This is a genomic window from Phenylobacterium sp., from assembly GCF_041916435.1.
Lineage (GTDB): Bacteria > Pseudomonadota > Alphaproteobacteria > Caulobacterales > Caulobacteraceae > Phenylobacterium.
Map to the genome: position 1 here is coordinate 20,907 of NZ_JAYRZM010000010.1, position 20,867 is coordinate 41,773.

11 protein-coding genes are annotated in these 20,867 nt (G+C 64.3%); 6 read left to right on the forward strand and 5 right to left on the reverse strand.

Annotation, left to right across the window (positions count from 1 at the left end; translation table 11 throughout):
* The first annotated feature begins 42 nt into the window (after window positions 1-42).
* Window positions 43-5,856, forward strand: a complete 5,814-nt coding sequence (locus tag ACE3TA_RS21750; protein WP_374576430.1) for a DUF4011 domain-containing protein — start codon at window positions 43-45, stop codon at window positions 5,854-5,856.
* 39 nt (window positions 5,857-5,895) lie between these two features.
* On the opposite strand, the gene ACE3TA_RS21755 is transcribed toward ACE3TA_RS21750, so the two are convergent.
* Window positions 5,896-6,921: a helix-turn-helix transcriptional regulator gene (locus tag ACE3TA_RS21755; protein WP_374576431.1), complete on the reverse strand. Its 1,026-nt coding sequence runs from the start codon at window positions 6,919-6,921 to the stop codon at window positions 5,896-5,898.
* A gap of 74 nt (window positions 6,922-6,995) precedes the next feature.
* On the opposite strand from ACE3TA_RS21755, the gene ACE3TA_RS21760 reads away from it, so the two are divergent.
* The 4 genes from ACE3TA_RS21760 to ACE3TA_RS21775 all read left to right on the forward strand — a co-directional run bounded on the left by ACE3TA_RS21760 (window position 6,996) and on the right by ACE3TA_RS21775 (window position 12,966).
* Entirely contained in the window at window positions 6,996-7,298 is a 303-nt protein-coding gene (locus ACE3TA_RS21760) for a DUF4258 domain-containing protein (RefSeq protein ID WP_374576432.1), read from the forward strand.
* A gap of 18 nt (window positions 7,299-7,316) precedes the next feature.
* A complete protein-coding gene (locus tag ACE3TA_RS21765) occupies window positions 7,317-8,441 on the forward strand; it encodes a hypothetical protein (RefSeq protein WP_374576433.1) in 1,125 nt (374 codons plus the stop codon).
* Between the two features lie 3 nt (window positions 8,442-8,444).
* On the forward strand, window positions 8,445-9,464 hold the full coding sequence (locus ACE3TA_RS21770; protein ID WP_374576434.1) for an HNH endonuclease: 1,020 nt from the start codon (window positions 8,445-8,447) through the stop codon (window positions 9,462-9,464).
* A gap of 250 nt (window positions 9,465-9,714) precedes the next feature.
* Window positions 9,715-12,966: an N-6 DNA methylase gene (locus ACE3TA_RS21775; protein WP_374576435.1), complete on the forward strand. Its 3,252-nt coding sequence runs from the start codon at window positions 9,715-9,717 to the stop codon at window positions 12,964-12,966.
* Between the two features lie 701 nt (window positions 12,967-13,667).
* Here the strand turns inward: ACE3TA_RS21775 and ACE3TA_RS21780 are convergent.
* The 4 genes from ACE3TA_RS21780 to ACE3TA_RS21795 all read right to left on the reverse strand — a co-directional run bounded on the left by ACE3TA_RS21780 (window position 13,668) and on the right by ACE3TA_RS21795 (window position 19,693).
* Window positions 13,668-14,684: an IS110 family transposase gene (locus tag ACE3TA_RS21780; protein ID WP_374576436.1), complete on the reverse strand. Its 1,017-nt coding sequence runs from the start codon at window positions 14,682-14,684 to the stop codon at window positions 13,668-13,670.
* Window positions 14,685-14,795: 111 nt separating this feature from the next.
* Complete coding sequence (locus ACE3TA_RS21785) at window positions 14,796-15,458, reverse strand: hypothetical protein (protein WP_374576437.1); 663 nt, start codon at window positions 15,456-15,458, stop codon at window positions 14,796-14,798.
* 15 nt (window positions 15,459-15,473) lie between these two features.
* A complete protein-coding gene (locus tag ACE3TA_RS21790) occupies window positions 15,474-18,539 on the reverse strand; it encodes an AAA family ATPase (RefSeq protein ID WP_374576438.1) in 3,066 nt (1,021 codons plus the stop codon).
* Window positions 18,536-19,693 (reverse strand): exonuclease SbcCD subunit D, encoded by a 1,158-nt coding sequence (locus tag ACE3TA_RS21795; protein ID WP_374576439.1) that lies wholly within the window; start codon window positions 19,691-19,693, stop codon window positions 18,536-18,538. The genes ACE3TA_RS21790 and ACE3TA_RS21795 overlap by 4 nt, the downstream gene beginning before the upstream one ends.
* Window positions 19,694-20,271: 578 nt before the next feature.
* Between ACE3TA_RS21795 and ACE3TA_RS21800 the strand changes: the two genes are divergently transcribed.
* Window positions 20,272-20,867, forward strand: a 596-nt coding sequence (locus ACE3TA_RS21800) for a hypothetical protein (RefSeq protein WP_374576440.1), incomplete at its 3' end; no start/stop codon positions are given.

Genomic DNA, 20,867 nt, shown 5'->3' on the forward strand with positions numbered 1-20,867 from the left:
TTAAGGTCGGTCCTCTGGGGCCGCCGGGTGGGGGCTTACGAAATGGCGGCTGACGGAGCACGACCCTATCGTTCGTGGTCCACCGAGGAGATCGAACAGCATCTCTGGGCCTTCAGAAAGGACGAAGGTGAGCTCGAGCTCGCCCTGGACGAGCTCTCGCTCCGCAAGACGGCGAGCGCCCAGGCGCTGGCCGAGAAGCTGCGAAGGCTGAAGAAGGCTCAGCGCGCCGAGGCGTCGAAGGAGCGGGTGGACGCCCTGCATCCTGAGACCCGCCGCTTCATGCTGAACACGCTCGAGAAGCTCCGCGACAAGCTCATCGATATCAGCAAGCGCAATCCGCTCATCGCCTTCAAGCATAGCGAGCGCGGCGCCACCTTCGTACGTGTCGTGGACGAGCTCCCCAACGAGCTCTGCAAGTCGCTGCAAGCCGGCGGCATGGGCTTCGATCCCCTGCCCAATCCAGATCAGGAGCCGGCCGACCAGACGACACCGGCCTTCAAGCTCGCCATGGAGAAGGCCAGGCTCACTGACCAGGCCTATCTCGAGGGCCTTGCGAAGCTGGGCGCCGACGTCAAGGACGAAGAGGCGGCCCAAAAGCTCGAGCAAGATCTGATAGCGCGGGTGCGCGAAAGCCTCGGGCTGCCGAAGCTCGCGGCAGGCAAGAAGCTGGACATCGAGGCCTTCGCACGCGCCAACGGCTTCAATCCGAGCTTCGATCTCCCCTCACCCGACGCGACAGGGACCCACTTTTCAGACAAGGCGATCCGCGTGCTCTACACGCGCGATCGCCTCGAAGCGCGGTTGCGCACGATCTATGACCGCTACCGGGGCCATGCCGCGGACCTCGGCATCCACACTCTCCAGATCGCATTCGGCTTCATCGAGTGGCGCGAGGCCGACGGTGAGAAGGTCGCCCACCACGCGCCCCTTCTGCTCATGCCGGTTCACCTGCGGCGCGAGGTGAAAGGCGGACGTTACGTCTACACGCTAGGCGGCGACGACGAGAACCTGGTGGTCAACATGGCGCTGCAGGAGATGCTGCGCCGGAATTTCGGCGTGGTTCTGCCCGCAGTCTCTGAGGACGACACTCCCGAGGACTACTTCGGTCGGGTTCAGGAGCTGTTCGACAAGGCTCAAGCCAAGCTCGCGATCCGCCGCTTCGTGACCATCGCCGTGCTGCCGTTTCCGAACATGGCGGTGTGGCAGGACCTCGACGCCGCGAGCTGGCCGGGCCAGGGCCTGCTTGCTCATCCGCACCTACAGCAATTGCTCGGAGCCACCGGCGGGGCAGCCGGCGGGAGCGCTTTTCCTCAAGACTACGACGTCGAGGCGCTTCCCGACGCTGAGGTCCCTCCGCTCGTGCTGCCAGCGGATGTTTCGCAGCACTCTGCGCTGATCGATGTCGCGGCCAGCCGCTCGCTTGCCGTTGAAGGCCCTCCGGGCACCGGCAAGTCACAGACGATCGCGAACATGATCGCCGGCGCGCTGGACCGTGGCCGTCGCGTGCTGTTCGTTGCTGAAAAGCGCGCAGCCCTGGAAGTCGTGGCGCGTAGGCTCGAGGCCCTTGGGTTCGGGCCTTTGATGCTTGAGCTACATTCCGAAAGATCGACGAAAGCTCAAGTCATCGAGAGCTTGGACCAGCGCCTCAACTCGTCCGCGCCCCGGAACGGCGGCAAGCTCGATCAGACCCGGCGCGACATTGCTGAGCGGCGGCGGCTTCTGAAGCTCTACAGATCGCTGCTGCGCCAGCGGGTCGGCGCGCTCGAGCAGCCTGTGAACGCGCTGATCTGGCGCGAAATGGCTTTGCGAGGGCGGCTGGAGAGCATCGTTGACCGCAGCATCTGGGCGAGCCGCGCCCCGTACGCCGCGGAGGTCGATGAGCTCGGGCTCCTGCGTCGCCGAGAGATTCTGAACGCCGTCGAGGGCACGGCCGAAGCGATCCTTGGGTCATTTGGCGGCTTCGACGGATCTCGCTGGCGCGCCGCGCGCAAAGCGCCCGCCCAGCCGATCGGCCAAGACCAAGCGAGAGAGGATCTGCGATCTGCGCTCTCCGCCTTGGAGCAGTTGACACGATCTGCCGAGCGCCTTCAGCAGGTCTGCGGGGCGTCTGAACCGCCGCGAATTGGCGAGCTTCACGAATGGTCCCAAGCCGCGGAAGCCCTGCCCGACCCGTCCGGGCTCGAGAATAAGCGTCTTCGCGCGTGCCTCGACGCCCCGGAAAAGGTCCGGCAGGTGATCGAACAGCTCCTCCTGTGGCGTGAAAAGCGCACCGAGCTTGAGGGCGCGCACCCGGACCCCACGAAGGCCGACATCGGTCAAATCCGCGTCGCCGAGGCTGCCTTCGCCCGCGCCAAGCACGAGGGCAGGAGCTGCGCAGACGCCCGCGCGTCCTTCGCCGCGGGCCAGGCACATCTGGCCACGATCGGCGAGCTTGCGGCCTTCGTCGAGGATGTTCGCGAGAAGCTGGCTCCAGGATGTGCAGGCACGGCTCAGCACCTCCGCGCTCTGTGCTTGGCGCTCGCCGACTTCGTCGAGCTCGACGATGATACGCTTGCGCTTCGCTCCCCTGCCCTTCTGGACGAGACCGCCCGCCGTCGCCTCGGCGAAGGTCGTGAGTTGGCCGAGAAGCTTCGCGCGCAAGAGCAAGAGGTCGCTCGGTTCTGCGACCTCACGCGTCTGTCCGGTCTGAACGTTGCGGATTTGGAGCAGGCGGCAAAGACCTGCGACACCACGGCTGCGCTGCTGCGCCCGTTCTCCGGCGCCTATCGCGCGGCGCTGGCCCAAGCTCGCGCTGTCGGCGCTAATCCGAAGGCTGGCTCCACAGAGCTCGCCGCTGGGTTCTCTGCGGCAGCTGCATTGCTGCGGGGTCTGGAGGAATTCCGCGCGAACGCTCGGTTTACGACGCTGTTTCCGGCAGGCGCTTGGGACGGCCATCGCACTGATTTCGCTGGGGCGGCAAAGCTCGAGAGCGTGATCGCGAGCATCAATGAGAAGCTTGAGACCGCAGGACTGAACGCGTCGACGGAACGGCTAATTTCGCAACCCGCCCGACAGATCAGGCGCCTGGCCGAACAAGCACGCCAGCAACAACATGCGCTCGACCGACTCGAGGAGGTCGGCGCCCACGGCGAAGCCTTCTCCGACGTGAAAGCTCGCCTCGAACTGGAGCTCGCGGCCCTTCAGGAGGCGATCCGCGCGGTTGAGAGCGCCCGCCTCGACGAGGCGGTGAAAATCGGCCCGCAAGATCGGCCATCATCGTCCTTTGAAGCGCTGCAGGACGCCGGCAGGGCCGTCGATCAGCTCAAACTTGAGCTCGCCTGGTTCGACGGCGCGTCGGAGGCCGTGGATCGCCTTCGAGAGCACCTGGAGCTAGGCCAACGCGTTCTTGAGCTCGGCTTACCACAGCCGCTCGCGGCTTCGCTTGCCGCGGCCGCAGCGCCGGTCGAATTCATCCAGACTTTGCGCAAGGAAGGCGCAGAGGGCGTCGCCTCCCTCGACGGCTTCGACGCAGCTTGGGACGGCTTCCGCCAGGCTTACGAGGTTGACGAAGCCCTATTCTTCGGAGCCGCCATCGATAACCTCGGCGCCGCGGACCTGGAACAGGCGCTGCAGGATGCGATCGCCGACGAAACAGGTCTGAGGCTTTTCGCGGATTTCGGGCGCTATCTTCGTGCGGCGGAAGACGAGGGCGTCCGTTGGCTCGTCGATGCAATCATGGGCTCGGGCAAGCCGTTGGTCAGCCTGGCGGACGCCTACGAGCTGGCGCTCATTCGGACCCTACTCCAGCAGCTCTTCCAGTCCGATGGCTCTATGTTCGAGCGTCTCGGCGGGACCCAGCTTGCCGACGCCAGCAACCGGTTCGTCGACCTCGACAAGCTGCTCTCCGAGCTTGAGGCCGTTCGGATCATTTCAGAGCGGTACGCGGACAAGGCGCCAATCGGCGAAGGGTCGGGCCCGCGAGGCGGCTGGACAGACATGTGCTTGATCGAGAACGAGGTCTCGAAATCCAAGCGCCATATCCCTATCCGCGATCTCGTCAAACGCGCCCACAGCGCGCTTCAGGCGATCAAGCCTGTCTGGCTCATGTCGCCCACCTCGGTGGCTCAGTTCGTGCCGCCTGGGACCGCTGACTTCGATCTCGTCCTCATCGACGAAGCCTCGCAGATGACGCCGGAGATGGCGGTCGGTGCGCTTGGTAGGGGCAAGCAGATCATAGTGGTCGGAGACCCGAAGCAGCTTCCCCCGACCAACTTCTTCCGAAACCGCTCCGAAAGTGTCGAAGATGACGAGGACGACGACAGCTTCGATGTCGACAACGAGTCGATCCTCGATCTCGCGTTTTCTCGCCTCAACTATCGGCGTCGGCTGAAATGGCACTATCGCAGCCAGCACGCCGACCTCATCCAGTTCTCGAACCGACAATTCTATGAAAGCGAGCTCGTGGTATTCCCGAGCCCCGTCACCTCGGATGACTTCCTGGGCGTCAAGAGCCGCTTCGTCGGTGGTGTTTACGAGGGACGGGTCAACGCAAAGGAGGCCGAAGAGGTCATCGAAGCGCTGGTCGGCCTCATCTATGCGCGTCCCGAGCTCACGTTTGGCGTCGTCACGATGAACACCCAGCAGCGCGAGCTCATCATGCAGGAGTTCGATCGCATTCGGGCGGAGAACAAGGTCGTCGCCGACTACGTCCAGCAACGCGAAAACACGGTCGATGAGCTGTTCATCAAGAACCTCGAGAACGTGCAGGGCGAAGAACGAGACATCATCCTGGTCTCGACCCTCTACGGCCCGCCTCCCACCGGCGGGCGTGTGCTCCAGCGCTTCGGGCTCTTCACGCGGAAGGACGGCCATCGCCGGCTGAACGTGCTCGTCACGCGCGCTCGCATGGCCACCTTGGTCTTCACCTCACTTCGCCCCACCGACGTCGTGGTCACGGAGACGTCGTCCCAAGGCGTCCGCTCATTTCGCGAGTACCTCGCCTATGCGGAGGGAGCAGCCTTCGTCGATGACGAGACCGGCGGAATCCCCGACAGCGACTTCGAGGAATATGTCGCCGAGCGCATTCGCGCGAACGGCTACCAGGTGGTCCCGCAGGTCGGCGTGGAGGGCTTCCGGATCGACCTTGGGATCAAGCACCCGGCCTACCCGTCCGGCTTCCTTGCAGGCGTCGAATGCGACGGAGCGACGTACCACTCCGGCCTAAGCGTCCGTGATCGCGACCGAATTCGTCAGGATGTCCTCGAGCGGCTCGGCTGGCGCATCTATCGGGTCTGGTCGACGGACTGGTTCAACGACCCCGAGCGTGAGACCACCAAGCTCATTGCGTGGCTTGATCGTCTTCGGGAGAAGGCCGAGGCCTCCGCTGCGAGCCGGCGTGCGCGGGAAACCGAGCCGCTGAGCGCCAAACCCGCCGCCAAGCGGGTTGAGCCGCCGCCGCCAACGCCGGTGACGAAGAAGCCGACTGAGCAGCTACTTCCGTTGGAGCCGGTGGCGCAGAGGCCGAATGAACAGCTTCTTCCACTGGAGCCGGCGTCGAAGCCCGCGCCATCTTCGGCGCCAGAGGCCGCGCCGCGCGCGCCCTCTGGCAAGCGGCACGCGGTCGACGGCATCGAGTTCTACGAGGAGATGCCGGGATATTTCGAAGTCTGGATCGATGGCGCGGCGCGCGGCAGCGTCGAGCGGCTGACGACCGCGATGAGCGCCGCGAAGGTCTACGCTGGGGCGTTCCAGGCCCAGAAGCCTCAGTTCGAGGTCACGCGCTATTGGGACGAAAGCACGTTCATCTGCGATGACATCTACGTGGCGGTACGGAAGCTGGCGTCGAACTATCGCGAGCTTGCGCGTGTTGAGGCGTAGATCGAACTGGGCTTCAAACGCCGCCTTCGCGCGGGGACCTCAGACTTCCGACAGCGCTCCGGACGCCAAAGGGTCTTGGCTCGGGAATTGCCGGTGGCGCGCCAGGGCGGTTTCGAGCTGCTTGACCATCACATCCCTCAATCTTTGAGGCCGGAGCACCTCGAGCTTGTCGCCCCAGGTGAAGAGGTGCCATGAAAGCTCGAGCATTCCACTGGCCGCGAACCGCACGATCACGGATCCGTCGCTCTCCTGATGGACGTCCTGCGTGGGGTGGAAGCGCCAGCGTAACGCGTCTTCGACGCCTTCGCCGGTGATCCGCAGAACCACGTCCTCGACGTCATCCTGGTAGATCCCAAACGAACGCGCGGCGTAGTCCTGCAGGCTGAACTGCGAGGGCGGAACGCCTGGCTCGTCGAGCACCTCGATCTCCGCGATCCTGTCCAGCCGCCAATTCCTGGGCTGGAGCGCGCCCACCTCGCCAGCGACCAGGTAGTTCATTCGGCTGAACATCAGCCCGAAGGGAATGACGGTCCGCCGCTCGCCCGGCGTACGGCCGCCCATGTAGCGGAACGACACCGCCTTCATCGCGGTAAGGGCGTGGCGCAGGTGTCCGATCAGGTTCTCGTCTTCGAATGGCCGCGGGCCCGCTTGAACAGCGATCGCCTCGGCCCTGACGAGCGCCTCGACGTCGGGTGCGAGCTTGCGCAGCGCCTTCGCCTTGGTCGCCGCCCGAACCTTCCGCTCGAGGCACTCCAAAACGGCCGCGCGCGGCAGAGCGCCTGCTGCCCTGAGCTGCGCCGCAGCCTTCGAGAGCTCAAGCAGCTCTTCCGTCGTCGGCGCCTGAGAGAAGCCATCTAGCCCATTCGGGATACGGAAGCGCTTCGTCGGAGGATCCGGCACCTCTTCCAGTTGCGGAAAGACCTGGCCCAAAGCGTCACGCATCCGCTCCGCCGTTCGCCGGCTCACACCTGCAACCTGCGCCATCTCGTCCAGCGTCAAGCCCTCGGCACTCGACGCGAGGTGACGCGCGAGTTCGACGAGTTCGGCCAGCTTCTCCAACCGCATGTGGCCCCCACGACCAAACCTGGCGTAGCGGCATCCTATCCATCCGGTCCTTAACAACTAGATGGAGATCGACCGTGGCCGTACTCGCCCTTTCCAAGCACGCCGCCATCCGCGCGAACCAACGCGGGATCACCCACCAGATGATCGAGGACGTCCTGTCCAACGCCGACGTGGAGGCGCCTGTCGGCGGCGGCTGCACGGTCTTGCGGGTCAGCAAGCAGCGCCTGCGGGATCGCACCCTGAAGGGTCACGTGACCACTCGGCCTGAGAAGCTTGCGTCCTTGGCTCTGGTCTGGAGCGACGAGGCCGCGGAGGTCGTGACGCTCCTTGTGGACCACGGCGGGGCCAAGGGCCGGCGCTATCGCGCGCGCCACTGAAGGTCGTATGGTGACGCTATGAACTCGACCGTATTCATGATCGACAATGCAGGCGGCCTCACCGAGCTCAGCCATGCGGAATACGATTCCGAGGACCTCTTCCAGAAGCTCCTCGCCGAGCACCCTGCCCTGCTCGGGAGCGCCGGCGGGCCGACAGGCCGACTGCTTCTGGTGCGGCGTGAAGCGCCTGTGCCTGAAGCGCAAGACGGCCCGGGCCGATGGTCCTTGGACCACCTCTTCCTTGATGGCGACGGCGTCCCGGTTCTCGTCGAGGTCAAACGCGCCACCGACACGCGGGCCCGCCGCGAGGTCGTGGCCCAGATGCTCGATTATGCCGCGAACGGCGTGGCCTACTGGCCTGTCGATCAAATTATCGAGGCTTTCAATGCGACAGTGACCAAGACAGGCGGCGAGCCCGATCAGCGGCTCGCCGAATTTCTCGGAGACCAGGAGCCCGACTCCTTCTGGCGGCAGGTCGACGCGAATCTGCGCTCGGGTCGCGTCCGCATGGTCTTCGTGGCCGATCGCATCCAGCAGGAGCTGCGCCGGATCGTGGAGTTCCTCAACGAGCAGATGCGGCCCGCCGAGGTGCTGGCGATCGAGGTGGCGCAGTTCACGGCGGCCGGCGGCGTTCGCCTGCTCACGCCTAAGCTCATCGGGGCGACGGAACGCGCCGTGAGCGCCAAGGCGGTTACGCCCCCGAAGCCGCCGATCGACGAAGCCGGTTGGATCGAGAGCCTGCGGGAGCTGAAGGGCGGCGCCGCGGCGGCCAACGCCGGCAAGTTGCTCGATTGGTTCAAGGCGCGCGGGTTCCTTACGGGGGTGACCGACTCCCAGGACGCCATGTTCGCGCGGCTGGTCCGTCCGGATGGGAAGCCGACCTGGCCCTTCTTCATCCGTCGGAGCTCCGGCAAGGTGGAGACCGCGCTGCAGTACCTGCAGGACAACCCAGCCTTCGCGACCGAGGAGGTCCGGTTGGACCTCCTGGCCAAGCTCAAGGCGCTGCCTGGCGTGAACATCACTACGACCAAGTCGACGGGGTGGCCCGGCGTGCCGCTCGTGGATCTCTCCCGCGACGCGGTGTGGGCGGGTTTCGCGGCGATCGCCGAAGAGGTCCAGGCTCGATCCAGCGCGGCGGGCTGAGCCATGGCTTTCAGCACCCACATCGGTTTCGTCAACGACAACGGCCAGGAGGTGCTGGGCCCTACAGGGCTGGACGGCACCGACCATGGCCAGAAGATCTACGTCCTCAAGTGCCAGCACTGTACGCACGAATACGGGGCGAACGGGACCGACATCGCGCTCCGCCGCTGCCCTTCGTGCCAGGGCGGACGACCAGGCTTTACAGTTACCGCGGCTGACGTCATCGCAAGCTCGGCTTCTGAGGCGTCGAACGCCCAGCGCAATCCGAATTGGACCCGCGACGAGCTCATCCTGGCGCTGGATCTCTATTTCGATCAGCCGATCATCGACGAGGCGAGCGCCGAAGTCCGCGATCTGTCAGCCCTTCTGAACCGCTACTGGGCGGTGCGCGGCCTGGAGCGGGAGACCCTACGCAACCCGACCGGCGTGGCGATGAAACTCGGCAACTTCCAAAGCCTCGATCCGGCGCGTCAGGCGCGGGGGCGTAAGGGGTTGGCCCACGGCGGACGTCTGGAGAAGGAAATCTGGGCGGAGTTCGCTGAGAACCGCGCGCACCTGAAGGCCACGGCCGCTGCGATCCGCTCGGCGCTCGAACAAAGCCCTAACGAGCTCAGGCTCTCCGAGGTCGACGAGGAGCACGAAGCCGCCGAAGGCGCCGTGCTCACGCGGCTTCACCAATTACGCGAGCGCGACGCTGGGCTGGCGCGCAAGCGCAAGGAGCAGGCCCTGAAGCTCCATGGTCGTCTCGTCTGCGAAGCCTGCGGCTTCGACTTCGCCCGTGCCTACGGCGAACGTGGCGAGGGTTACATCGAGGTGCACCACACCAAGCCGCTGGAGACCTTGCGGCCCGGAGCGCGGACCAAGCTCAGCGAGCTCGCCGTGCTTTGCGCCAACTGCCATCGCATGGTTCACGCCAAGCGCCCGTGGCTCGCCATGGAGGACCTGATCGCCTTGGTCCGGGCGAGCGACGACGCCGGGGTCGTCGCCAGGGAGGATGAGGACCGACGGCTGCCCCCGAAATAGTCCCGCAGCTCAGGCGGATTGGCCCAGTTTCGCCTTCGCGATCAGGCGCTTAGGCAATGCACCACGCGATGCTAGGGCGCTTGGCCTGAATGTGGGTGCCGTGAGCCGCGATGTCTTACTCGGAACGCGACGTCGGCTTCATCGTCCCCCTGGCGCTCACTGTCCCCTCGAGGCCGAGCCTAGCGGTTGCAGCCTCCCCTGCCCTGCCTTCTACTGAGCGCCTCTAGGGGAGCGGCCGAGTCGCAATTTCATGCACGTTGAGAAGCCAAATCTCTCCTCCGTTATCGAGGAGGCTGCGGTGAACTTCGCGGAAGCGCTCAGCGCTGCCGCGAAAAAGGCCGCGACGGAAGCCGACATCCGCAGCGCGGCTGACCGGGAACTCCTTAAAGTCGAAGAAGCGGCAGACATAAAATTAGAGGCCCGCCACGAATTTACGGTGGCCAGCGGTAGAGTTGACTCGGTCTATGACCGCGTAATCGTTGAATACAAAAACCCGGCGAGCGCATCTGATCGGATCGGGAAGACCCTTGAGGATGGAGGCACAAGCAAACTTCTAGCTCAAATCAAGAGCCGCTTCGCCGACCTCAACGCAGAGCATGGGCAGCCTATTGACTCCCTGTTCGGCGTTGGCCTGGATGGAAATCGAATTCTTTTCGTCCGCTATCGCGATGGCGCTTGGATTACCGAAGCGCCGGTTCCATTGACTCCCGCCTCGGCCACACGACTGCTCTGGGCCTTATTCAATCTCGGGTCTGGAGGCCGTCCCTTCTCTGCTGCGTACCTCGCCAGGGATTTCGGCGGCAGTTCTCCTGCGGCCGGTGGCATGGTCCGAGCGTTGTATGCCGCCATCAAGGGTAGTGCAGATCCGAAGGCGCAAACCCTCTTCGCCGAATGGAGGTCCCTATTCGGAATTGTCTGCGGATATGAAGCGCTATCGTCGAACGCTGAAGTGAACCGCTTGGCCACGCTCTATGGCATGGCCACGAATGAGATTGACTTCGACTCACTCCTGTTCTGCGCTCACACTTACTATGCGCTCGTGATGAAATTGCTCTCGGCGGAGATCGTCGGCGTCTATCACGGTCTGCCATCAGTTACGCAGAAAATACTGAGAACGCCCTCGACCGAGAGTCTCAAGCGTGAGCTGGCCGACCTCGAAGCCGGCGGGATTTTCCAACACATCGGCATTCGAAATTTCCTCGAAGGCGATCTTTTCTCTTGGTATCTCAAGCCCTGGACACCGGACCTTGAAGGAGCCATCCGATTACTCGTTCGCGAATTCGATCACTATAATCTTGGATCCATCTCAGACAGCCCAGCCGAAAGTCAAGATTTACTAAAAGACCTCTACATGGCGCTTCTTCCCCGAGAAGTTCGCCATAGCCTCGGCGAGTACTACACACCCGATTGGGTAGCGGATTTAACGCTCGACCAACTCGCCTACAGTGGCGAGTACAAACTCCGCGTCCTCGATCCCGCCTGTGGCTCAGGTACATTTCTCATCCGGGCGATCGCAAGAATCCGGCAGCGGTTCGCACAAAGCCCAGAATCCTTGCCCGGTGCAGAGAAGGGTTTGCTGAATGTAATTCTGAGAAATATCGTCGGATTTGATATAAATCCGCTCGCCGTTCTCGCGAGTCGAACCAATTTTCTGATTGCCGTGCGCGACCTTCTGAAATTCGGGGGCGAGGTGGAGCTACCGATTTTCCTCGCCGACTCCGTCTCCACCCCCACAGAATATGAAGACTTGTTCACGAGCGCGTCCCCGGTGGCCCGTGTGCCCTGCGCTGCAACAAAGCCGCCATTCCTGTTAGTCCCGCGCGAAGTTGGCGACAGCGTCACCACCGTCAATCAGTTCACGCAGGCGATCGAGCACGCACTCAAAGTCGGCCTAAGCACCGAAGAGTTCCTTAGTGACTTGTCTCAAACCGGCGTCCGTATGCGCGAGCCTAAGTTGTTTGCAGAGCTATACGAGAGTATGGTCAAACTTCGCGATCAGGGCCGGGACGGTATATGGGCGCGGATCATCAAGAATTCTTTCGCCCCTCTCTTCGTAGGGCGGTTTGACCTTGTGGTCGGCAACCCGCCTTGGGTCAATTGGGAAAGTCTATCGCCCGAGTATCGGAAGGTTAGCTTTGAAGCGTGGGAACATTATCGGCTGACCGGGCCCCTTCCAGGCAAAAGGCGTCAAAGTAGCTCTGCCACAAAGACCGACGTCTGCATCCTCATGACGTATGTTTCAGCAGACAAATACTTGGTGGACGGCGGCCAGATTGGATTCGTGCTCCCACGAACCATTTTCCAATCCGAGACCGGGGGCTGGCATTTCCGGCAGTTCGCGTTGCCATCGAAGAAGCCGCTCGCGGTCCAAGTGGTGCAAGATATCGACCCGCTCAAGCCGTTCCGGGGACAGGCGACCAATACGTCCTGTGTCGCAATCTTCAAGCGGGGTGCGAAGACCAGGTATCCCGTAGGGTGGAACCAGTGGCGCTGCGTGAAAGCGGGCAAGCGCGCTGCCGTGACACTGGACGAGGTGAAGAGCACTTCAAAAATCCGCAAGCTCCGGGCCGAGCCAATCGACGTAAACCAAGCTCAGTCACCTTGGATCGTGGGCACAAAGAGAACGCTGACATTACTACGTGCCGCGCTCGGCCGGTCGCCTTATGCGTCGGCGGTGCGCGAAGGCTTGAACACACGGGGCGCGAATGGGGTATTCTTCGTCCACGCAGAGCTGCTCGGCCCGCGGATCATGGTCACCAACTTGGCGCGGGAGGGTCGCAACGACAAAGTCGAAGTCGAGACCTTACCCATCGAACCCGAATATCTTTACCCACTATTGCGGGGCGAAGATGTCGCGCCCTTCAAAGCCACTCCCAAAAGCTACATCGTAGTCCCCCACGACGCGAGCGATCCTGTTGCTCCAGTGCAATTCGCCAAGCTTCCAAAGCTGACGCGAGAATTTCTTGCCGCCTTCCGCCCCGTCCTGAGGGCGCGGAAGAAATTCCGGAACTTCGACCCGGCGAATGGCGAATGGCACGGGCTTTACAGCGTGCTCGGCGCAACCTTCAGCCCTTTCAAAGTCGTTTGGCGAGAGATGGCCACGGGTGGTGGCGTGATTGCCGCTGCCGTCGGCTCCAGCGCCTTGCCAAATGGAACCGCCAAGGTCGTGCTGCCGGATCACAAGTTGACCATCATTCCGTGCGAGACGGAAGAAGAGGCCGACTATGTCGCCGGATTCCTAAATGCCGATGTCACGAACCTCATCGTCCGGTCCTATGCTGTAGCTACAGGTATCTCGACACACATATTGGATCGCGTAGGCTTGCCTCGCTTTTCCGCCAAGAGCGTACTTCACCGGGAACTGGCTAGTTTAGCGCGAAAGGCGCGCCAGCGATCAGTTAGCGATAATGAGCGCGCACGGATGTCGGCAATCACTGCCGAGTTACTTGGGATGTCGCATGAGGATGCTGCAGGTGTGACCTCAGAGCTGGCTAAACTGTAACCCAACGTTACGGCCACAACAGAGCCCGCTTCGTCTGCGGGCGCGCGCAACTCGATCGTCGGGCAATCGGGCGAGCACCGTTTCGCAAGCCGGGAATAGTCCCGGACTAAAGGCGCGGAGCGGGTACTTGGCTACGCTTGATCAGCGGGTTGGGAGGCGCCGCCAAACGGTTGCAGATCGCTTGGCGCCCTCAGCCAATCCGGAAAGCTTGTCCGAGGGGTACGGAGCGGGCGCTTTGCGCGCTGCCCTCGCCAAGCGAGAGCGCCGCGAGCTGCGCCAGAATAGCTCGCACCGAGTTGACCCGCGCGCACAAAGGTTCAAAGCGGGCCCCCATTCGATGCGGCCGGTCAGAAGTGGCCCATCACTGCGGGGGTGACGTGATGGTGTGGACGACCTCCACCCAACCGGGTTCGCTGATGTGTCGTCGATAGGGACGTCATGTGTGGACGACCTCCAAGACGCAAGGGTGAAATTGACGTTCGGCGCTCGGTCGAGTGCAGTCATGTGTTCGGCCTGTTGCTGCAGCGGTCGAGGCTGCTGGCCTTGATGAAGTCCGCGGACTGGCTCCCTGATCACGTCAACGCGCTCGAAGCGCTCTGACCCCCTGGGTTTCACCCGTCCCCGGCTGCGGCCGGTTCGTCATCACGTCTCATCACTCTGGCGTCTACGGCTCGGATCCCGGATGGGATCGTCGCCGATCACTAAGCCGCCGCAGGTGTGTATATCTCCTGCCGGGCCATGAGCACCCACGCGATCCGCGCCATTTTGTTCGCCAGCGCCACGGCGGCAGCCTTAGGTTTCTTGCGCTCGAGCATGCCTCGGATCCAGGCGCCGCCTACGCCGCGCTGGCGGGCCATACGGAGCACGGCTGTCGCTCCAACCACGAGCAGGCGTCGCAGATAACCATCGCCCATCTTGCTGATCCCGGCCTGCCGCTCCTTGCCGCCGCTGCTATGAGCGCGAGGCGTGAGACCGAGCCAGGCGGCGAACTGGCGCCCCGATCGGAAGAGGGTGGGGTCGGGCGCACTGGCGGCCATGGCGCTCGCGGTGATCGGCCCAATGCCTGGGATAGTGGCGAGCCGCCGGCTGGTGGCGTCCTGCCGATGCCAGGCAAGGATCTGATGCTCCAGTCGTTCAATCTCCGCCCGGAGCGTCTCCAGCTGCCTTGCGAGGCCCTGGAGCGCGGCCTGCGCCAGCTCGGGCAACCGATCCTGCTCCAGGATCAGTGACCGCAACGCCGCCTGAACGCCTGCGGAGCCCTGCGCTGAGACGATCCCGAACTCACCCAGGTGACCCCGGAGGGCGTTGATCAGCATGGTCCTCTGGCGCACCAGGAGATCGCGGGTCTTGTGCAGCATCAATATCGCTTGCTGGGCCTCGGTCTTCACAGCGACGAAACGCATGGTTGGCCGGGTGACGGCCTCGGTGATCGCCTCTGCGTCGGCGGCGTCCGTCTTGCCGCGCTTCACATAGGCCTTCACGTAGGCTGGCGGCATCAGCCGCACCTCATGGCCGACCGCCGTCAGCTGCCGGCCCCAGTAATGAGCTGACGCACAGGCCTCAATCCCGACCAGACAAGGCGACAACGCTTCGAAGAAGGGCAAAACCTGGTTGCGACGCAGCTGCTTGCGCACGACCACGACGCCTGCCGCGTCGATCCCGTGCACCTGAAAGACGTTCTTCGCCAGATCCAACCCGACGACGGCGACCTCTTGCATAATCCGCTCCCTAGACATGACGTCCCTATCGACGACACATCAGCGAACCCGGTTGGGTGGAGGTCGTCCACACCATCACGTCAGGGGCCGCAGAGGTGCGCCACCGCCCGCCTAGGTGGGCGTATTCTTCGCCAGCCACGCCAGCTTATCTGCTAATTTGGTCACTTCCGCGAGCTCGTGATCGTTGAGCGTTGGGAAGAGCTTCTCAGCAAGGTCACAGCGCCTCTCAAAGGAACGCGCCGCCGGGAAGGCCACGTGCTGCGAAAGCGTCTCTGCGAGCTTCTCAAGACGGAAACGGGTCTCCCGCTCGGCATTCTCACGAACCTCTTCAAACGCTTCCCGCGCTTCGGCCGCCAGCGCGTCGAGCTGCTCCTCGAATTCTTCAGCCCAAGGAGCCGTCACGGTGACCGAGTGCAGCACACCGTCGGCCATCACGGCGGCGGCGATCATGTCGATCTCTCCATTGCGCCGTCGCATCCGCTGCCGCAGCGCTTTGAGCTCGGGACTGAGCTCGGAAAGACTAGCCTCGAGCGTGTCTTCCTCTAGATCGATGGCCGCCTCGATCGCCCCATCTACGTCGAAGGACGTCTCGAAGAAATAGACGATGCGGGGTGAGGTAGCTTTGATCACCGCGATGAACTCGTCGAGTTCAAGGGACGCCACAAGAGTTCCGCCGGCCTCGGCCTGTCGAGGAAGCGTGTTGAGCACCAGGCTTGCTGCGTCGGCAGCAACCTTACGAACGCGCTCGGCCACATCAGTGAGACTGTCACTCATTGGAGATTCCTTCCTTCAACCCGCTGTCCGCGCGAGAACGCGACTGCCGCGTAGGTCCTTCCGGACCTCGAAGCCGGCGGGGATCTGCTGCTTTACCGCTTCGACGTGGCTGATGACGCCAACCGCTCGGTCGCGCCCAACCAGCTGGCGTAGCGTATCGAGGGCCATGTCGAGGGTCTCATCGTCGAGGTGACCAAAGCCCTCATCGATGAAGATCGCGTCCAGCTTCACGCCACCCGACTCGGCCTGGACCACGTCCGAGAGCCCAAGCGCCAGCGACAAGGACGCTAAGAACCCCTCTCCTCCGGAGAGCGTGTGGGCGTCGCGCGTCTGGTCCGTGTGCGCGTCGAGCACCACGATGTCCAGGCCGGCCCGCGAGCGGCGGTCGCCGACATCCCGCTTCCGGAGCAGCCGAAATCTGCCCATCGACATACGCTCGAACCGCTGATTGGCCGCCTCGAGCACCGCGTCGAATGTCGCAGCGATCGCGTAGTCCCTTAGCGCGATATTAGAGGCGTTGCGCCCTTCGCTGAGCTCCGCGAGCTTGCCGATCGCACCGTAGCGCTCGCTCAAGGTCTCAAGCGTGGCAACCTCCCCCGCGACATGATCAAGGGCCGCGCTGACCCGGGCCTGCTCGTTTTCAGCCTGACCGAGCGAACGCTCCGCCTCGGCGCACGCCGTCTCTGCACCTTGGCAAGCCGTCTCAAGCGATGGGAGGTCTGGCCGCTGTAGACCCTCGATTGCTGCGCGTGTTCGCGTGAGCTCCGCGCGCGCCGCAGCCACCGCATCTTCGTGCGCCCGAATGGTCGCGACGAACTCGTCGTGCTGCAGCACGTCCTCCTTGGCTTCAGCGAAGGCGTCCCGGGTGAGGCCAAACCGAGCCAGCGCCTGATCGAACTCCGCTTCGCGCTTCTTCAAGGCGTCAGATGCCGAGCGCAACGTCTGCTCAGCCTGTTGGTGCTCGAGGGTTGCGCGCTGCAGCGTATCGTGCGCGAGCCGCTCCGCCTGCACCGCCTCCTGATGATGACGCTGTAACTCAACGTCATGATCGACTGCGGCCAGCCGGGCGCGCTCCAGGGCCTCGACGTCTCTAAGGGTTTCCGGAACATCGCGCAGCGCGCCGTCGAGACGGGCCGCGGCCTCGGTCGCCCGCGTTTCGGCCGTGGTGAGTGATGAGCGGCCCTTGTTCTCCGCCTGAGTCGCCTCGGCGAGGGCCTGCTCCACCTTGAGGATCACACCATCCGCCTCACGCAGCTCCTCCTCGGCCGTCGCAAGATCGAGGTCGGCTTCCAGGCTAGCGCGCTCGGCGGCGATGTCCTCCAGCCGTCGAGCCGGCGCCGGCGCATCGGCCAGCCTCGCCTCTGCGTCAGCTAGCCGACCCTGCAGCGCGGCGGCCGCTTGGCTGGCCTTGCGCTCTTCGCCATCTGCGTCGGCCCACGCACGACGAACGGCTTCGAGCGCCGCATCGGCCTCTGCCGCAGCGCCACCTTCGTGCGCCAGGGTCGGGTGGTCCGTCGAACCGCAGACCGGACAGGCTTCGCCCTCGTGCAGCTGTGCTGCGAGCCGTCCCGCAAGCGCCGCCGTCACCGAGGCTTCAGCTTGGCTAACGCCCTCAAGGGCCTCCGCCACCAGCGCCTTGTGACGTTGGGATTGGCTTTGCGCCTCCGTTAGCTGCGTCTTCAGCCCAGCAACCAGGGAGGCGACACTCGCGTGGGATGCCGCAGCCGCTTCTTCCTGGCGAAGGACGGTGAGCTTAGTGTCCCCCTCCCTCGCACTTCTCTCCTGATCGCGCGCCGCCGTGAGGCGGGCTCGCGCCGCGTCACGCTCCGCCTCCACTCGGGTTCGCGCTTCCGTGACCTCAGTGAAGCCCTCCCGCGCCTTGGCCGCGGCCTCCGCCTCCGTATCTGCGGCCGCTCGCAGGGGCGACGCCGCCTCCAGGCGACGTTTGATTTCGGAGAGACGGGCCACCTCTGCGGCGGCGCTGCGACGCTCGGGTTCGGCCGCTTGGGAGGCCAGGAGCTTGGTCTCGGCCTCCTTGTGCGCGCTTACAGCCGTGTCCAGTGCGACTGCCTTTTCGGAGCATGCCTTGTCAGCGTCTTTGAGGGTCGCTTCGCACTCCTCGAACCGGTCGTGCGGATTTTGACAGGCGCGCGCCTTCTCGGCGACAGCTACCCGCGCCGCGAGCTTGGCTATTTCGTCGGCTCCTGCCTCCAGTTCGGCCGAGGATGCCGTCGCGGTTTCGTGTTGCGCAAAGCGGTCCGCCGCGGCGCGACCGGCCTGCAGGGCGGCTTGGGCGGAATCCCGCCGTTCCCGCGCCGCATCGCGCGACGACGCCCCCGCCGTCACCTGCTCTGCGATCTCAACCAGTCGCCCCCGGAGCGCATCCACCGAGTCCACCCCTTCCGCCCCAAGCCGGGTCTCGATCCTCGTCCGGCCCTGAAGAATCTGGGCCCGGAGCTCGGATGTTTGGGCCTTGAGGCGCTCGACGAAGCGCTCATAGACGCTGACGTCGAACAAGCCGCGCAGCACTTCGGATCGCCGGGTGCTCGGCGCGGTGAGGAGTTCGCGGAACTGTCCCTGCGGCAGGAGGACGACCTGGCGGAACTGATCCGCCGTATACCCGAGAATGGCCGCCAGCCGCTCGCCGACGGCCTCGACCCTCCGCTCCTCGAGCACCACCCCGGGATTTTCGGCTGAGATCTCGTCGAGCGGGAGGTCCGTGACTTCATAGAGCGCAGCCCAGTGGACTCGCTCCACAGAGCCAGCGCCGCGCTTGGCCTTCACAGTCTGCCGCGGCTTGCGGACAACATGGTAGATCCGCGCTCCGACCTCGAAGACGAGGCTCACCTCCGTCTCGAGTTCCGGCGTTGCGTGTTGGGATCGAAGCTCCTCCCCCTGCCGCTCGCGACCGGAGGATTCGCCGAAAAGAGCAAAGCAGAGGCCATCGAGGATGGTCGTCTTCCCCGCGCCCGTCTGGCCGTAGATGCCGAAAACGCGGCTATCCAAAGCGTCGCGGAAATCCACCACCTCCCGTCCGGCGAAGGGTCCGAAGGCTTGCAGCGTAAGGCGCAAGGGTCTCATGCCGCTTCCTCCTCGAAGCGCACTTCGGCCAGCGTGGCGTTGATGAGTTCGCTCTCTGTCCCGGAAGGCGCGTCGCCGGTGACCGACTGCAGAAAGCTCGCGATCATCATTTCGGGGTCGCGGCGATCAGCCGACGCCGCTGGCGCCTCGTTCGGGGCCGCGTTGCCGGTCCTTTGGCGTTCGAGCTGCAGGACGAAGGGGTAGACCTGCCTCAGCTGTCCCATCGCGTCCACGAGCGCGCCCTCGTCAGTGACGACAGCTTTGACGAGCGCGTTTCGCTGCGGATCAGGCTCGGCCCGGCCCTGTTCCAGGAGGTCTGCCAGATGTCCGGTGACGATGCGCAGAGATCTCCTTGGCGAGAGCGGAACGGCTTCGACCGCAGTCGTCCCCTTTGCGTCCAGTTCGACAAGCGAGAGCGATTTTTCCTCGCCCGCTTCGTCGAAGCCGAAGCCCATCCAAGATCCTGAGTAGCGGATCTGCGGCGTCCCTACCGATTGAGGCCGATGAAGATGACCGAGCGCGACGTAGGCCGCCCGCTCGAACGTCCCGGCCGGTACAGTTTCAAGCCCGCCAATCTGAGCTAGCGGCCGCTCGCTGTCGGTGCTGCGCGCACCGTCGACGAAGCCGTGGGCGCAAACGACCCAGCGCGCGCCTGTCGGGACGCACCGGTGCGCCTCGGCGATCTGCGCCCTCAGCACGTCCGCGGGGCTGGCGAGGTCCGGCGCGCCGAACGCCTCGCGGGCGGCGAAGATTTCTGAGAACGGCAACGCAGAGATGGCGACCTGACCGTGGCGGTCCTCCAAGACGAGCGGCTCCGGCCCATCCGAAAGGGGGCCACGGACTAAGACCCGCCGCGGGTCGTGTAGCGCTGAGCCGAAGCTGATGCGCTCGGGCGCGTCATGGTTGCCCGCGAGGACGACGATCGCGGCGTCCGTGTCCAGGTACACGCGGCGCAGAAAATCGCTGAACAGCCCGATGGCCTCACGCCGTGGGTTGGGGCGATCAAAGATGTCCCCGGAGATGATCAGGGCCTCGGCCCCGCTCTCCTTCAAGATCTCGAACACCTGGTCGGCAAGGTGCGCCTGGTCCTCCAGGAGGCTCTCCTGCGAGAGCGTCCGGCCAATGTGCCAGTCCGATGTATGAAGCAGCCGCACGCGAGAGCCTTTCTGTCTTCAGCCTCAGGTTTGGCGCGAGTCGCGTCGCGCCCTCCATCCAGAGGCTGACATGCATCGGCGTCAGATTTGGACGTAGATCTGCCGCAGCCGGGTGGACCGACCGAAGGACGTTCGGCGGGAGGCGCAGCCACTGGGCGCTCGCCTAAGTTGTTCGGCGTCGGCGTGGACCGTTGTGCAGGCCCGAAGTAATTCCGAGCCACGAGCCGGAGCCTGGCTTTGCTACAGTTGATCAGGCGCTTGGCGGCGCCGCCAAGCGATTGCAGATCGCTTATTCAGAGGCCGCCGCAGAAGCTCGGTCATCGGCTGGACCTCGCCCAGACCAGCTACCGCGGGGCGATGGGCAAGCTGCACACCGGCAATGGCAATCTCGTCTGTTAAGCCGAGAAGCTCCGCGAGCTCGGAGCCAGGACCGCAAAATCACTGCCGAAAGAAGTGATTATCGACGAAAGCCTGGAGCAAGACGTAGACACGGGCCCAACGGCCTTCTGATCAACAACCCGAGCGACTCCTGCGACAGTTCGGATCCGACGGCCATCGCGGCTGAAGGTGTGGTCTAGATGGAAGAGTCGGCATTTCACAGCTACCTCGCTACACGCCTCAGTGCTCGGGCAGCGCACAGTTACGTCTCCAATTGCCGCCGGGTGCAGCGCGTCCTGGGTATTGATCTGGACACAGCGGATCTGTCGGACATCGGGCTATCGAATATCCGTCTGCGCCTGGAGCGCGAGCAGCCCGCAACGGGCATGACGCCAGGCAGCCTCTCCGACTGCATCAGCGCAATTCGCAGCTACGCCGCGTATCTGCTTTCGCGAGCTGGAGCGGGAGTTGCGCAGAGCACGCGCACAGCCGGTGCATTGCCGGCGCACCCACGCGAGCCGGCGCGCAAAAACGACTCCGCTTCACTGGTCGAGGCGCCCGCGCGACCTTCATTCATCGGGGCCGCAAGCATCCGCGAGCTGCTGGTCCTGCACGGGCAAATCATGGACGAGCTTCGCGAACGAGAGATCGTCCGCACCGGTAATGGACCCGTGGGCGACTATGCGGAAGTTCTGTTCTCCCGCGCGTTCGGGTGGCGACTGGAGCCGAATTCCGCAGCTGGCTACGACGCCACCGATGGCGCCGGTGTTCGGTATCAAATCAAGGCTCGCCGCGT